Annotated in this window: 15 protein-coding genes; 7 read left to right on the top strand and 8 right to left on the bottom strand. The window is 60.8% G+C overall.

Annotated features, from left to right (window positions below):
- Window positions 1–118: 118 nt before the first annotated feature.
- Entirely contained in the window at window positions 119–742 is a 624-nt protein-coding gene (locus tag FHT84_RS15360; RefSeq protein ID WP_113250692.1) for a CvpA family protein, read from the bottom strand.
- Window positions 743–834: 92 nt separating this feature from the next.
- On the bottom strand, window positions 835–2,238 hold the full coding sequence (gene radA / locus FHT84_RS15355; RefSeq protein WP_113250691.1) for a DNA repair protein RadA: 1,404 nt from the start codon (window positions 2,236–2,238) through the stop codon (window positions 835–837).
- Window positions 2,239–2,391: 153 nt separating this feature from the next.
- Here radA and FHT84_RS15350 point away from each other — a divergent pair, with 153 nt between their 5' ends.
- The gene (locus FHT84_RS15350; RefSeq protein ID WP_113250690.1) at window positions 2,392–3,027 is read left to right on the top strand and encodes a LysE family translocator; all 636 of its coding nucleotides are present in this window, start codon (window positions 2,392–2,394) and stop codon (window positions 3,025–3,027) included.
- A 130-nt stretch (window positions 3,028–3,157) separates the two neighbouring features.
- Here FHT84_RS15350 and alr read toward each other — a convergent pair whose 3' ends face one another.
- Window positions 3,158–4,330 carry an alanine racemase gene (gene alr / locus FHT84_RS15345; RefSeq protein ID WP_113250689.1) on the bottom strand — a complete coding sequence of 391 codons (1,173 nt, stop codon included), beginning with the start codon at window positions 4,328–4,330 and terminating at the stop codon, window positions 3,158–3,160.
- Between the two features lie 183 nt (window positions 4,331–4,513).
- Between alr and FHT84_RS15340 the strand changes: the two genes are divergently transcribed.
- The 3 genes from FHT84_RS15340 to FHT84_RS15330 all read left to right on the top strand — a co-directional run bounded on the left by FHT84_RS15340 (window position 4,514) and on the right by FHT84_RS15330 (window position 6,533).
- On the top strand, window positions 4,514–5,335 hold the full coding sequence (locus tag FHT84_RS15340; protein ID WP_113250764.1) for an AraC family transcriptional regulator: 822 nt from the start codon (window positions 4,514–4,516) through the stop codon (window positions 5,333–5,335).
- Window positions 5,336–5,529: 194 nt separating this feature from the next.
- Complete coding sequence (locus tag FHT84_RS15335; RefSeq protein WP_113250688.1) at window positions 5,530–6,234, top strand: AzlC family ABC transporter permease; 705 nt, start codon at window positions 5,530–5,532, stop codon at window positions 6,232–6,234.
- Window positions 6,231–6,533: an AzlD domain-containing protein gene (locus FHT84_RS15330; protein WP_113250687.1), complete on the top strand. Its 303-nt coding sequence runs from the start codon at window positions 6,231–6,233 to the stop codon at window positions 6,531–6,533. The genes FHT84_RS15335 and FHT84_RS15330 overlap by 4 nt, the downstream gene beginning before the upstream one ends.
- A 61-nt stretch (window positions 6,534–6,594) precedes the next feature.
- Here FHT84_RS15330 and FHT84_RS15325 read toward each other — a convergent pair whose 3' ends face one another.
- Window positions 6,595–8,091, bottom strand: a complete 1,497-nt coding sequence (locus tag FHT84_RS15325) for a replicative DNA helicase (RefSeq protein ID WP_112342729.1) — start codon at window positions 8,089–8,091, stop codon at window positions 6,595–6,597.
- 349 nt (window positions 8,092–8,440) lie between these two features.
- On the opposite strand from FHT84_RS15325, the gene FHT84_RS15320 reads away from it, so the two are divergent.
- Genes FHT84_RS15320 through FHT84_RS15310 form a run of 3 tightly spaced genes read left to right on the top strand, consistent with a single transcriptional unit; the run spans window position 8,441 to window position 11,624 of the window.
- On the top strand, window positions 8,441–8,884 hold the full coding sequence (locus FHT84_RS15320) for a MarR family transcriptional regulator (RefSeq protein ID WP_112342730.1): 444 nt from the start codon (window positions 8,441–8,443) through the stop codon (window positions 8,882–8,884).
- Between the two features lie 8 nt (window positions 8,885–8,892).
- Window positions 8,893–10,539, top strand: a complete 1,647-nt coding sequence (locus FHT84_RS15315) for an MFS transporter (RefSeq protein ID WP_113250686.1) — start codon at window positions 8,893–8,895, stop codon at window positions 10,537–10,539.
- 17 nt (window positions 10,540–10,556) lie between these two features.
- Window positions 10,557–11,624, top strand: a complete 1,068-nt coding sequence (locus tag FHT84_RS15310; RefSeq protein ID WP_113250685.1) for an HlyD family secretion protein — start codon at window positions 10,557–10,559, stop codon at window positions 11,622–11,624.
- Between the two features lie 184 nt (window positions 11,625–11,808).
- On the opposite strand, the gene rplI is transcribed toward FHT84_RS15310, so the two are convergent.
- From rplI to rpsF, 4 genes are all read right to left on the bottom strand, one after another.
- Window positions 11,809–12,387, bottom strand: coding sequence for a 50S ribosomal protein L9 (rplI, locus tag FHT84_RS15305; RefSeq protein WP_112342733.1), 579 nt, complete (start codon window positions 12,385–12,387; stop codon window positions 11,809–11,811).
- A gap of 19 nt (window positions 12,388–12,406) precedes the next feature.
- Window positions 12,407–13,384 (bottom strand): DUF2232 domain-containing protein, encoded by a 978-nt coding sequence (locus FHT84_RS15300; RefSeq protein ID WP_112342734.1) that lies wholly within the window; start codon window positions 13,382–13,384, stop codon window positions 12,407–12,409.
- Window positions 13,385–13,549: 165 nt separating this feature from the next.
- The gene (gene rpsR / locus FHT84_RS15295; RefSeq protein WP_004122103.1) at window positions 13,550–13,798 is read right to left on the bottom strand and encodes a 30S ribosomal protein S18; all 249 of its coding nucleotides are present in this window, start codon (window positions 13,796–13,798) and stop codon (window positions 13,550–13,552) included.
- A gap of 12 nt (window positions 13,799–13,810) precedes the next feature.
- The gene (rpsF, locus tag FHT84_RS15290) at window positions 13,811–14,257 is read right to left on the bottom strand and encodes a 30S ribosomal protein S6 (RefSeq protein ID WP_015339354.1); all 447 of its coding nucleotides are present in this window, start codon (window positions 14,255–14,257) and stop codon (window positions 13,811–13,813) included.
- Window positions 14,258–14,325 lie beyond the last annotated feature (68 nt).

Below are 14,325 nucleotides of genomic sequence, written 5' to 3'. Positions count from 1 at the left end.
CAAGTGACCATTAAAATAACTTAAAATCCGGCCGGAAAAAATATCGGGCCGGATCTTCTATCGTCACGCCGCTCAAATGGCGATTCTCGGGCGGCAGGTCAAGCCTGTAAACGCACTGTCAATTGTTTGTCTGCGGCGCGGGCGCATCATCCGACGGCGCGGTATCGTTCGGCGCGGCGTTGTCGCCACCTCCCTGCTGCTGCTGCTGTTGCTGCTGGTTCGGCGCAATCTTGTTGATGATCTCGGGCGGCAGCATGGCCTGGACATTTTCAGGAAGCGCCGACTTCAGCTTTTCGACCATCGAATCCAGGAAAGGTTTGGACTTGGCGTTGTTGACCCAGTCCGGACGGGCGGCTGGGGCCACCAGCCAGTTCCAGAAGGCGACGACGACCACCATCAGGAGCAGACCGCGGGCCGCGCCGAAGAGGAAGCCGAGCGTCCGGTCGAGCGCACCGATGCGGCTGTCGATGATGAAATCGGCGATCCGGATGGTGATGAAGGAGATGATGATCAGCGCCAGCAGGAAGATGACGGCGGCAGACGCGATCGTTGCGATCTTGGTATCGGCCTTGTATTGCAGGGCATAGGGAACGAGCAGCGGATAAAGATAGTAGGCGGCGACCGCCGACCCACCCCAGCTGACGATCGATAGTATTTCGCGCGAAAAACCGCGAACCATGGCCAGAACGGCGGAGAAGAGAAGAACGCCGATAACAATACCGTCGAAAATCGTAATGGGCATTTATAATCCACTTCAAGACTTGCCGAACCTCATGGTCGGCATCGGCCTCAATTCATGAGCCTCTTCTTCGCCAAGAACGGCTGAAGTAAGGCTCAGTCTTCGTCTTCCGCGCGCTTGAGCGCACCTTTCGATCCGGCAATGCGCGCCACCAGATCCGGCAGGCTGTCGATCTCGCTCCAGCGTCCGCCGTTGACCTTCGGTAGATCGGCGGAAGCGGCAGGCAGGACAGCCCCGGAAAATCCCAGCTTCTCGGCTTCCTTGAGGCGCTGGGCGGTGTGCGCAACCGGCCGGACGGCGCCCGACAGGCTGACTTCGCCGAAATAGACGCAATCGGCGGGCAGGGCAAGACCGGCCAAGGAGGAAACCAGTGCAGAAGCGACGGCAAGGTCCGCAGCCGGCTCGGAAATGCGGTAGCCGCCAGCAATATTGAGATAAACATCGTGCTGGCCGAGCCTGACGCCGCAATGCGCTTCCAGAACGGCGAGAATCATCGAAAGACGCGCCGAATCCCAACCGACGATGGCGCGGCGCGGCGTGCCGAGCGATGTCGGCGCGACCAGCGCCTGCACCTCGACCAGCACCGGGCGCGTGCCTTCGATGCCGGCAAAGACGGCCGCACCCGGCGATTTTTCATTGCGCTCGCCGAGAAAGAGCTCGGATGGATTGGGCACGTCGCGCAGGCCGGCGTCGGACATTTCGAACACGCCGATTTCGTCGGTCGGGCCGAAGCGGTTCTTCACCGTGCGCAGGATGCGGTAATGATGGCCGCGGTCGCCTTCGAAATAGAGGACGGCATCGACCATATGCTCGACGACGCGCGGTCCGGCGATCTGGCCGTCTTTCGTGACGTGGCCGACCAGCACCATCGCAGTTCCTGTCTGCTTGGCGAAGCGGATCATCGCCTGCACGCCGGTGCGCACCTGTGTCACCGTGCCGGGTGCGGATTCGGCAAGCTCGCTCCACAGCGTCTGAATGGAGTCGATGATGACGAGATCCGGCCGCTTGCCTTCCGCGAGCGTCGCCAGAATATCCTCGACATTGGTTTCGGCGGCGAGCAACACTTCCGTATCGGCAGCCTTCAGCCGCTGAGCGCGCAGACGAACTTGCGCCACGGCCTCTTCGCCGGAGACATAGACGATCTTGTGTCCTTGCCGGGCGAGGGCGGCAGCCGCCTGCATTAGTAGCGTCGACTTGCCGATGCCGGGATCGCCGCCGACGAGAACGGCCGAGCCGCGAACGAAGCCACCGCCTGTCGCGCGGTCGAGCTCGGATATGCCGGTATGGATGCGCGGCGCTTCCTCGATCTCGCCGGAAAGCGTGGTCAGCGTGACCGGCTTGCCCTTCCGCGGCGTCTTGGCCGGGCCGCCGCCGATCCCGCCCAGCGGATCTTCCTCGACGATGGTGTTCCATGCGCCACAGTTGTCGCACTTGCCGGCCCAGCGATTATGGACCGTGCCGCAGTTCTGGCAGATGAATTGTGTGCGGGCTTTGGCCATCGGATGCGGTTCTCAAACTTCGAATGCGTTGCTTTCCGCGACGAATCGCGCTCGGCTGACAGATAATGTCTTTCTCGGCCCATCAAAACTAATGATTTCCGTATCAACGGCGATCGTGTCAGCTTTTATGCCGGGTTTTATGGATGATGATCGATGTTTGACTATTCGCTTGCGCACTGGATGGGCTTTCTGACCGCTGCAACCCTCCTCAATCTGTCGCCGGGGCCGGATATCGCTTTCATTCTCGGCCATACGATCAGAAGCGGCATGCGCTCGGGCTTTGCGGCGCTGTTCGGCATCTGGAGCGGCGCGTGCCTGCATGTGCTGATGGCGGCCGCCGGTCTTTCGGCGATTCTTGCTGCCTCCGCGCTGGCCTTCTCGACGGTCAAATGGGTCGGTGCTGCCTACCTGATCTGGCTCGGTATCCAGGCGCTGCGCTCGAAGGGCGAGGCGGCATGGATCAAGGAGGGCGGCAAGACCTTGCCCTTCAGTCGCATCTATCGGCAGGGCATCATGGTCTCGCTGCTCAACCCGAAGGTAGCGATCTTCTTCCTGGCCTTCCTGCCGCAATTCGTCGTCGAAGGCGCCGGCCCGGTCTGGGCGCAGCTTTTGCTGCATGGCAGCTTGATCATCGTCGTCGCCGCTTTCATCGAGCCGCCGCTGATCCTGCTCGGCGGTCGTCTTAGCGAGGCGCTTCGACGCAATCGGAGCCTCGGCCTGTGGCTCGATCGCGGTCTCGGCACGCTCTTCGTCGCCCTCGGTGTCCGGTTGGCGATCAGCGCCCGCTAGAGCCGGATTTAGGTCGAGTCGACCTAAAATCTGAATCCGCTCTAGAATCAAGGAAGTAGAGCGTGATGCCGTCCGAAAACCGCATACACTTTTCGGCATCACGCTCTAAATATTCTGAGGAGTAGCAGGGCTATTCCTCGGCCTCTTCCGAGATATACCGGCGCTCGTGCCGCAGCCCCATGCTGGTCAGCATCTCGTAGCCGATGGTGCCCGCAGCCTTGGCGGCCTCATCGACCGAGATGTTGCTGCCGAAAAGCTCGACATAGTCACCGGCTCTGACCAGGTTTCCCGGCAGGTCGGTGACATCGAAGATGGTCAGGTCCATGGTGATGCGGCCGGCAACGGGCACCTTATGGCCGGCGATGAAGCCATGACCGCCTGGGATGCCGGTCTGGCGCAGCGGCACGCCCGCGCTCGACTGGCTGCGCATGTAGCCGTCGGCGTAGCCTGCCGAGACGATCGCCAGCCGGCTGTCGCGGGTCAATTGCAGTGCGCGGCCGTAGCCTACGGTTTCGCCCGACCTGACCGAGCGGGTCTGGATGATCCGCGCCTCCGCCGTCGCTACCGGACGCATCGGATTGGCCATGTCGGGAACCGCCTCGCCGCCATAGGTGGCGATGCCGGGACGGGTGAGATCGAAATGATAGTCGGTCCCAAGGAAGATGCCTGCCGAATTGGCAAGGCTCGCCTCGATCCCTTCGAAGGCGACACTGACCTTGCGGAAGGCCTCGAGCTGCTGCCTGTTCATCGCATTGGACGGATCGTCGCCGCAGGCGAGGTGGCTCATGACAAGCACTGGCGCGAAGCTTGCCGGACGGGAAACGTCATCGGCAAGCGCGATCGCATCGTTCATCGGCAGGCCGAGCCGGTTGAAGCCGGTGTCGACCTGCAGCGCGCAGGGATAATCGCCATAGTCTGACAGAACCGCCATCCAGAAGGTCAGTTGCTCCTCCGACGCGATGACGGGTACCAGGTCATTCTCGAAAAACCGACGCTCCATGCCCGGCCAGATGCCGCTCAGAACGAAGATGCGCGCCTCAGGCGCATAGAGCCGCAGTGTCGCGCCTTCGTCGGCGGTGGCAACGAAGAAATCGCGCGCCCCAGCACCATAAAGCGTTTCACCGACATCCTCGATCCCGAGCCCGTAAGCATCTGCCTTGACGACGGCTGACGTGCGGGCTTTCCCCGAACGGCGAGCCAGTTCGCGCCAGTTTTCGACGAGGGCGCCGAGATCGACCGTCAGACGCAGGCCGGCGGAAGCGAAAGCATCGTCGTCTTCGAAGGGGAGGGAAAAATCTGTCATGAATCGCCGCGCTGAAAGGGAAGTTGTTCAGGGCACTTTAGAGAGCATCGTGGCAAAGAGAAAGCGCGCACGGGCAGATACCAGCCTTTCCCACATGCGATCACTTTTGTTCAAGACGCGCGGGAGCCGGCGCGCTAATCTTCGGGGATGCAGAACGTTTCACAGAAAGAGGCGGCTGACGCCATGCCGCTTGCCAAGGTGGAATCGACTCGCTTCTGGCGAGACGGTCGCTTTCACGACATGGAATGCCTGAGCGCAAGCTTCGTGACGCATGAATATGCGCCGCATGCGCACGACACCTTCAGCATCGGGACGATTGAAAGAGGCAGCCAGATCACCACGCTGCTCGGCAGTCGGGAAGAAGCTGGACCGGGCGATCTCTATATGATCAATCCTGGAGTAGTGCATGACGGCGTTCCGGGCGGCGAAGGCTATCGCTACCGTATGATCTACCCGGACACGAACCTTTTCGTCGATATTCTGGAAGACGTCACGGGCAAAGCCTTCAATGCGACGCCCTCTTTCGCCAGTTCGTTGTTGCGCGATCCGCAGCTTGCCAGCGCCTTCCACAAGGCGCATCGCACACTCGAGAGTGGCGCCGGCGCGCTGGAATCCGATGAAGGCATGTTCTCGGTGCTGGCGGCGCTCTTTGCGCGCTACGGCAGCACGATCGTCCTTCCCGTCGATACCAAGGAGCGTAGCGCCGTCGCGCGTGCCCGCGATTATCTCACTGAGAATTTCGACGGCGATGTCGGATTGGAGGAGTTGGCCAAGGTTGCGGGGCTAAGCCGCGCACATTTGATCCGCGCTTTCCGCAGGGAGTATCATATTACGCCGCATGCCTTTCTGACCGACCGGCGCATAATCGTTGCCCGCCGATTGCTCAGGGAAGGCCGCATGCCGGCCGATGTCGCCATGGAATGCGGTTTCGCCGATCAGGCGCATTTCACGCGCCACTTCAAATCGCGCACCGGCGTCACTCCGGGCCAGTTCCGCGTCGGCTAGCGCATTTCCAGGAAAAGTGCGCAGCGGTTTTCCGTCCGGAATGCGCTGGGAAATAGGAACATAGCGCATTTTCGCTTCTCTGCGGATATTGAAAACACATTGCGGATTCCGGATGGAACTCTGATCACTTTCGTTCAATACAGCGCCCGCTGCCGTCGGCTACCTCTCCATCATTGTTGAAGTGGAGGTTGCCAATGTTGCAGCAGAGCCGGCCGGCCGGCGAATTCAAAGCCGGGATGCGTGCCATTTTTCCGCTGATCGTCGCCGTCCTGCCGATCGGCCTCGTGTTCGGCGCGATTTCGGCGACCAAGGGGCTTTCGCCGTTGGAGGCCATGCTGATGAGCGCGCTGGTCTTCGCTGGCGGCTCGCAATTCGTGGCGATGGATATCTGGACACATCCCGCAAGCTGGATCGGCGTCGGCTTTGCGGCCCTGCTCGTCAATGTCAGGCATCTGCTGATGAGCGCTTCGATCGGCACGAAGATGCAGTCTTTCTCCGGCATCAAGCGCTATCTCGCCATGCTGTTTCTCGCCGATGAGATTTGGGCCATGGCGGAATTCCGCGCGGGCACGATGCGGCTCACGCCCGCCTGGTATGCGGGCATCGTCACGCCCTTCTACTTGGCATGGATCGGCTCGTCGCTTGCGGGTGCCTTGCTTGGCGCCTTTCTCGGCGATCCCGCCGTCATCGGTCTCGACTTCGCCTTTCCGGCCGTCTTCATCGTGCTGGTCATGGGCTTCTGGAAAGGACCGGAAACCGGCGCTGTGCTTGCCGCAAGCGGAATTGCAGCCGTTGCAGTCCACCAGTTCGTGCCTGGTGTCTGGCATATTGCTGCCGGCGCGCTGGCGGGACTGGCAGTGGCTTTCTGGAAAAGCAAGACGCGGGAGCAGACGGCATGACGCTCGATCTCAACACGCTGCTTGCCATCCTCGCCATGGCTGCTGCAACGATCTTCACCCGTGTTGGCGGTCTCGTCTTGATTCGCTACGTTAGGATTGACGAGCGCAGGCGAACCACAATCGAAGCCATTCCACCGGCCGTGCTGATGGCTGTCATTGCCCCGACAGCTTTTGCTACCGGCTGGGCGGAGGCGCTGGCCTGCGCCGCCACCGCCATCGTCTCCCGCCGCTTGCCGATGCTGGCAAGCGTTGTTGTCGGCGTTGCGACGGTGGCTTTGCTGCGGGCTGCGGGACTCTGAAGCCTTTCCGGCAAAAGTGCGAAGCGGTCCTCATCCTGGCGGAACATTGACGCGGCGAGCGTCAATGTTCTTCATACTGCGTGAAGGACGGGTCGGCGAGGTCGGCAAATCGGGTGAATTCCGACTGGAAGGCGAGCTTCACCGTGCCCGTCGGTCCGTGACGCTGCTTGGCGATGATGACATCGGCCGTGCCCTTCACGCGGTCGAACAGCGCTTCCCATTCCGCATATTTCGGATCGTTCGGATCGCGGGGCTCCTGGTTTTTCACGTAATATTCCTCGCGGAACACGAAGAGCACCACGTCGGCGTCCTGCTCGATTGAGCCGGATTCGCGAAGGTCCGAAAGCTGCGGCCGCTTGTCATCGCGGCTTTCGACCGCACGCGAGAGCTGGGAGAGTGCCACGATCGGAACGTTGAGCTCCTTGCCGAGCGCCTTCAGGCCCGTGGTGATTTCGGTGATTTCCTGAACGCGGTTCTCGCCCGACTTCTTCGAACCGGTCATAAGCTGTACGTAGTCGACGACCAGAACGTCAAGGCCGCGCTGGCGTTTCAGGCGACGCGCGCGGGCCGCAAGCTGGGCGATGGAGATACCACCCGTCTGGTCGATATAGAGCGGCACCTTCTGCATCATCATCGAGCAGGCCACCAGCTTTTCGAAATCGGCATCGTTGATGTCGCCGCGGCGGATCTTCGATGAGGAGACTTCCGTCTGCTCGGAGATGATACGCGTGGCAAGCTGTTCCGATGACATTTCCAGCGAGTAGAAGCCGACGACACCGCCGTTCTTCGCCTTCATCGAGCCATCAGGCTGCACCTCGCCCTCGTAGGCGGCGGCAATATTATAGGCGATGTTGGTGGCAAGCGAGGTCTTACCCATGCCAGGGCGGCCTGCAAGGATGATCAAGTCGGAGCGCTGGAGGCCGCCCATCTTGCTGTCGAGCGAGTGGATGCCCGTGGAGATGCCGGAGAGGCCGCCGTCACGCTCCTTGGCAACGGCCGCCATGTCGATCGCCAGTGCCACAGCATCATTGAACGACTGGAAGCCGCCGTCGTAGCGGCCGTTTTCTGCGAGCTCGAACAATCGGCGCTCGGTATCCTCAATCTGCGTCTGCGGCGGCATGTCGAGCGGCGCGTCATAGGCGATATTGACCATGTCTTCGCCGATGGTGATCAGCGCCCGGCGCAGTGCCAGGTCGTAGATGGCGCGGCCATAGTCTTCCGCATTGATGATCGACACGGCTTCGACGGCGAGACGCGCGAGATATTGCGCGACCGTCATGTCGCCAACCTTTTCCTCCGCCGGCAGGAAGTTCTTGATGGTGACAGGGTTGGCTGTCTTGCCCATGCGGATGATGTCGCCGGCGACCTCGAAGATCTTCCGGTGCAGCGGCTCGTAAAGATGGATGGGCTTCAGAAAGTCGGAGACGCGGTAATAGGCATCGTTATTGACGAGGATGGCGCCGAGAAGAGCCTGTTCCGCCTCTATGTTGTTGGGCGCTTCGCGATAGTGCTGGTCGGCGGGAGCAATGGCGGCGAGCTTGCGCGCAGCTTCGTTCATTTTCCATCTCTTCGTACTTTAGGGTGTCGACTGGTTTGCGACGATCCGGTGTCATGGTCAACCAAGCAAAGCTTGCCGGCGCGCCAAGGGAGATAAATAGGTTCGACCTATCAACGTTGTTCCACTCGTCCACAGGGACAAGTTTCCGCCACGTAAAAAATCCTTTGTCGCCATTTTGCAACGCAATGATCGACACACGAATCACGTAAGCAAACCATCAGTGGGGATATTTTAGCTGGGTCTTTCGCCGTGTACATCAATCGTTGCGGCTATCATGCTTGAAAAGCTATGGAAATCCGGTTATTCCCTATTAATTAGGGTAGGATGCTAATAGTATAAAGTTGCAATAATGTCCGGTGCGCCATCAAGACAAGAGCTTTTCGACGACCTTTTTGCGTTCAATCGCAAGCTGAGGGCGGCCTTTGACGCGCTCGTTCGCGAGCGCGGCATGACTCTTTCCCGCGCCAGGGTTTTTCGCAAACTCTCCCGCCGGGACGGCATCAACCAACGGGAACTTGCCGACGAGCTGGAGCTTGAAACGCCGACGCTCGTGCGCATCCTCGATGCCATGGAGGCGCAGAACTTCATCGAGCGCCGTGCCGCGGTATCCGATCGCCGCGCCAAGCAGATCTTCATGACGGAATCCGGAAAAGTCGTTGCCGCCGAGGTCGAGGCTCTTGCCACCAGTGTGCGCGCGGATATCTTGGAGGGGATTTCGGACGACGATGTCGGCATGGCGCTCAAGGTTATCCGTGCCATGACTGCCAATCTTCAGAATATCGGTAAATCATGAGGTAATGCATGAGCGGGGATCCGGGCCTGGTCGCCAAAGCGGAAGCCAACGCCGTCCCGCCCGCTCCGCCGCCTATGCCGGGCTGGAAAGTGCCGCTCTACATTGCGGCATCCGTCATGTTCTTTCTGACCCAGGGCCTGGGTCTCAATCTCGCCTTTGCCAACCTTACGCAGATCCAGGGAACCATCGCGGCGACCACCACCGAATCCGCATGGCTTTCTGCTGCCTATATGGCGCCGAATGTCAGCCTCGCCATCGCGCTCGTAAAGATCCGCCTTCAGTATGGCGTGCGCAATTTCGCCGAGGTCAGCATTCTCGGCTTCGTGCTCGCCTCGCTGCTCAATCTCTTCGTCTCCGACCTGCATTCGGCGATCGTCGTCCGCTTCCTGAGCGGGATTGCCGGCGCGCCGCTCTCGACGCTCGGCTTCCTTTATATGCTGGAGGCCTTCGAGCCGGCCAAGAAGATGACGATCGGAGTCAGCCTGGCGATGATGAACACGCTGCTTGCCGCTCCCATCACCCGCCTCGTGTCGCCCTCGCTGCTGGATTATGGCGAATGGCGCGGCCTCTATACGCTTGAGATGGCGCTGGCGCTGCTTGTCATGCCGATCATTTATCTGCTGCCGCTGACACCGCCGCCGCGCGTCAAGGTCATCGTGCTGGGCGATATCTTCAGCTATCTTCTCGTGGCGATCGGTTTCGGCTGTCTTGCCGTCGCCCTGTCGGTCGGGCGCCTCTATTGGTGGCTGGAGGTGCCATGGCTCGGGGTCGTCTTGGCGATTGCCATCACGTCACTGACCGTCGCCATCGTCGTCGAACTGAGGCGGTCGACGCCTTTGATCGACGTTCGCTGGCTGCTGCGGCCGGAAATTCTCCATCTGACGGCGATCCTTCTGGTCTTCCGCATCATTGCCGCCGAGCAGACCTCGGTCATCATGACCTTCTATCAGAATGCCGTCGGGCTGCTCTACGATCAGCTCTCCATTCTGTACTGGATCATCCTCGCCTTCTCGATCATCGGCGGCCTCATCTGCACCGTGTTCATGAGCTATGGCTTCAGCTGGCAGATCCAGTTCGTCGCCCTCATTCTGATGGGCGTGGGTTCTCTGATGGATTCGCAGGTGACGAACCTCACGCGGCCCGAGCAGATGTATTTCAGTCAGGCGCTGGTCGCGGGCGGCGCGGCCCTGTTCCTGCCGCCCTCCATGTCGCAAGGCTTCAAGGAGGCTATATCCAAGGGACCGCCCTATCTGGTGACCTTCTTCGTCGTCTTCACCTTCACGCAGAGCATCGGCGGCCTCATCGGCTCGGCCTTCTACGGCACGCTGATCATCATTCGCGAGAAGTTCCATTCCGCGGTGTTGACCGAGCGCGTGCTGCTGACCGATCCGCATGTGGCTGCACGCGTCAGCCAGCTTTCATCCTCCTATGGCAAAGTCATTGGTGACAGCATGCTTCTGAAGGGAGAGGGGGTAGCGCTGCTCGGCGCACAGGTCAGCCGCGAGGCCAACATGCTCGCCTATGGAGACGCCTTCTTCACTGCCGCCGTAATCGCCTTCCTGTCGCTTGCCGGCCTCTCAATCCATGTCTTTTTCCGCTTCATCAGGGCTCGCCTGGCCGACGATCGGGCTGAGGCCGTGACATCCAACCCATGAGGATATGAAATAGCTCCATGTCGAGGCTCGTTCGCTCCCCCATCGAAGTCATCGCGGTTCTCGCCGGCATCGGCGGCGTCATGCTGGTGCTTTATGCCTGGCATCTGCCGCCGTTCAAAACCGCGGTCGAGACCACGGACGACGCCTATGTCAAAGGCTATGTCACCACCATCAGCCCGCAGGTCAGCGGCTATATCACCGACGTGCCGATCAAGGACTACAAGCTCGTCAAGGAGGGCGATGTGCTCGCCCAGATCGACGACCGCATCTACAAGCAGAAGGTGGCGCAGGCGCGCGCAACGCTGGACGGACAGAAGGCGGCACTCGCCAATTCGCAGCAGCAGGAGCAGGCCGCCAAGGCCGGCATCGTTTCAAGCCAGGCGCAGATCGACAGCGCCAACGCAGCCCTGAAGCGCGCCCAGCTTGCCTTCGATCGCGTCACGACATTGGTTTCCAGAGGTGTCTCGACGACAAGCGATTCCGAGCAGGCACAGGCCACATTGCAGCAGGCCCAGGCTTCGCTCAACCAGGCGAAAGCAGGCCTCGACGTCTCCCAGCAGAACCTGACGACGATCATTGTCAACCGTGCGTCGCTCGAAGCCGGTGTCAGCGGTGCGGAGGCTGCCGTGCAGCTTGCCGGTATCGATCTGGACAATACGACGATCAGGGCGCCGCAGGATGGCCGCGTCGGCGAAGTCGGCGTCCGCCTCGGCCAGTATGTGACGCCTGGCACGCAGCTGATGAACCTCGTGCCGAAGGACGTCTGGGTTATCGCAAATTTCAAGGAAACGCAGCTTGACGGCATGAAGCTCGATCAGCCCGCCACGATCTCCGTGGATGCGCTCGGGCATCGCGAGATCAAAGGCCGCATCCAGCGCTTCTCTCCGGCAGCGGGCTCCGAATTTGCCGTCATCAAGCCAGACAACGCGACGGGCAATTTCACCAAGGTCGCCCAGCGTATCGGCGTCAGGGTCAAGATCGAGGATGGACAGCCTCTGGCGGATCAGCTGGCGCCCGGCATGTCCGTCGTCGTTTCGATCGACAAGGATTCCGCTCCGTTGCCGGAGCCCAGGAACGGTGACTGAATATCACGCTTTGTCCTGTGCAGGGCGGCATATTGCGCTGAGCCTTATACTGTAGCGCGCTCCATCCTCACCTTGAGGCGCGAAGTCTCGAAGGGCGAGGATGGCCCATACGTTTCGACCAACAAAACAGCCTGGGCCGCAAGACCCAGGCTTCTTCATACGCAATCCTGCGAAGGCTTGAAGATCAAGCTTCGTCTTCGCCGTCGCGGTCAGCTTCCGGATCGAAGAAGTCTTCCGGACGCAGCGCGTCTTCGTCAACGCCGTAGATGGCGTCGGCGGAGGTGAGGGTTTCGCCCTTGGCCTGACGCTCTGCTTCTTCGGCGGAGCGGGCAACGTTGAGCTCGATCGTGATTTCGACTTCGGCGTGAAGTCCGATCGTGACATTGTGCAGGCCGATGGCCTTGATCGGCGTGTTCATGTGAACCTGGCTGCGGCCGATGTTGAAGCCTTCTGCAGCGAGGATTTCGACGACGTCACGGGCAGCGACCGAACCGTAGAGCTGGCCGGTTTCGCCAGCCGAGCGAACGACGATGAAGGACTTGCCGGCGAGAACGTCGGCAACCTTCTGAGCTTCGCTCTTGCGCTCGAGGTTACGGGCTTCGAGCGTGGCGCGCTCGGCTTCGAAACGAGCCTTGTTGGCGGCGTTGGCGCGCAGCGCCTTGCCGAGCGGCAGCAGATAGTTACGGGCAAAGCCATCGCGAACCTTGACGGTTTCGCCCATCTGGCCGAGCTTGGAGATGCGTTCGAGAAGAATGACTTCCATTTTCTTGTTCCTTTCGATGTCAGATTTTCGTGTCTTGTTTGGATATATCGGCATTCTTGTTCGGGGTCAGCGATATCGCCTTGCGGATATCGTAAAGGCCGAGAACGAGAACGATGAAGAGCGGCAGCGTCAGCAGGAAGGACATCAGGTAGCAGATGACCAGCACGGGTATGCGCCAGTCCTTGCCGCGCGTCCGGTAATGCAACGATGCAAAGCCGGAAACGATGAAGCCCGCGCCGAAGGCACCGAGAACGGCGGCGGCGATGAGGGCCAGGACGCCGCCGAAGAAGATGGCGACGATCGCCACGAGAAAGACGAAGATCGCATTGCGGTTCATGCGCAGCGCCGAGGGAATATCCTCGCGCGGGCGCAGATTGCGGCTGGAGGCCGCGACGATGCGGGTCGCGACATAATAGGCGGCGAGCAGCATCATGACCCAGATCATGCCCCAGGCGACGGGGATCGCGTAGAGCATGAGACTCTTGGTCTTCTGGATCGCTATGGGATCGAGCGGCAACGCCGGCTGCTGTTCGTTCACGGCCCTGACGTAGAGATCGACGACCTGGCCGACGAGATCGGCGTTGTAGCCCATGACCGCGCCGGCGACGATGATGACGACGGCGGCGAGGCCGCACAGGTGCAGCATGATGTCGGAGAGCGGATACCAGGCCATCAGATTATCCGGTCCTCCAAGTTCGGAGGCGGGACGCGCCAGATTGGCGAGATGGCTGAGCCAAGCGGGGATCAGCGTCAACAGGACGACGAACAGTCCGAAATAGACCGACTGCGCGATCGTGCCGACAAGCCCGGCAACGACGACGGCAGCGATGACGGCCATGTTGCCCCAGCCAAGGCCGACGATCAGGATCGGAAGAGCGGAAAGTGCGCCGAACAGGATGAACAGCAATGGCTGCACCGTCGCGCCATACACGAGTAGGGCGGCGGTCAGACCGGCGAGCGCGCCGATGCCAAGCTCTTTTGCGTTCAACTTTTTCACGTCGCTGTCCTGCTTCGTATCGAGCAGTTAGAGGATGCCTTCGCCACGCGGGCCTGAAAGCTTATCCCCAACATGGGGTTTCAAGGTTCCGATCCGCGCCCATCGCGAAAGGGAGAAGGGAAGGCATCGCTGCCTTCCCTCAAATTCATTCTGCGTCAGGCGCTATTAAGCGACGACGTAGGGCAGCAGGCCGAGGAAACGGGCGCGCTTGATCGCCTGGGCGAGTTCGCGCTGCTTCTTCTGGGAAACGGCCGTGATGCGGGACGGAACGATCTTGCCGCGCTCGGAAATGTAGCGCTGCAGGAGACGAACGTCCTTGTAGTCGATGCGCGGCGCATTGGCGCCCGAGAACGGGCAGGTCTTGCGGCGGCGATGGAACGGACGGCGGACGGGTGCGGAGGAAACTTCAGACATTCTCAAATCTCCTTATACGCGGTCTTCGCGCGGACGGCGCGGACGGTCTTCGCGGTCACCACGATCCGGGCGCGGACCACGATCGCCGAAGCTGCGCTCCGGGCGGTCGCCATCGCGGCGCGGACGATCGTCACGGTCGCGCTTCTGCATCATGGCCGACGGGCCGTCTTCGTGCTTCTCGACAGCGATCGTCATGTAACGCAGAACGTCTTCGCTGATGCGCATCTGGCGTTCCATTTCCTGGATCGCAGCGGCCGGAGCATCGATGTCCATCAGGGCGTAGTGAGCCTTGCGGTTCTTCTTGATGCGGTAGGTGAGGGACTTGAGGCCCCAGTTCTCGATACGCCCGACTTTACCGCCGTGAGCTTCGATGACACCCTTGTACTGTTCTACGAGGGCGTCGACCTGCTGAGCGGAAATATCCTGCCGGGCAAGGAATACATGTTCGTAAAGCGCCATGGATAGCTTTGCCTTTCTTGCGTTGGTCTGAACCCGATATTCGGCGGCTAAGCCTCAACGACTGCTCC

This window comes from Rhizobium sp. BK289, from assembly GCF_014193575.1.
GTDB classification, from domain to species: Bacteria; Pseudomonadota; Alphaproteobacteria; order Rhizobiales; family Rhizobiaceae; genus Rhizobium; species Rhizobium tropici_C.
Note: the sequence above shows the minus strand (reverse complement) of the source record. Positions and strands in the feature narration are given on the sequence as shown.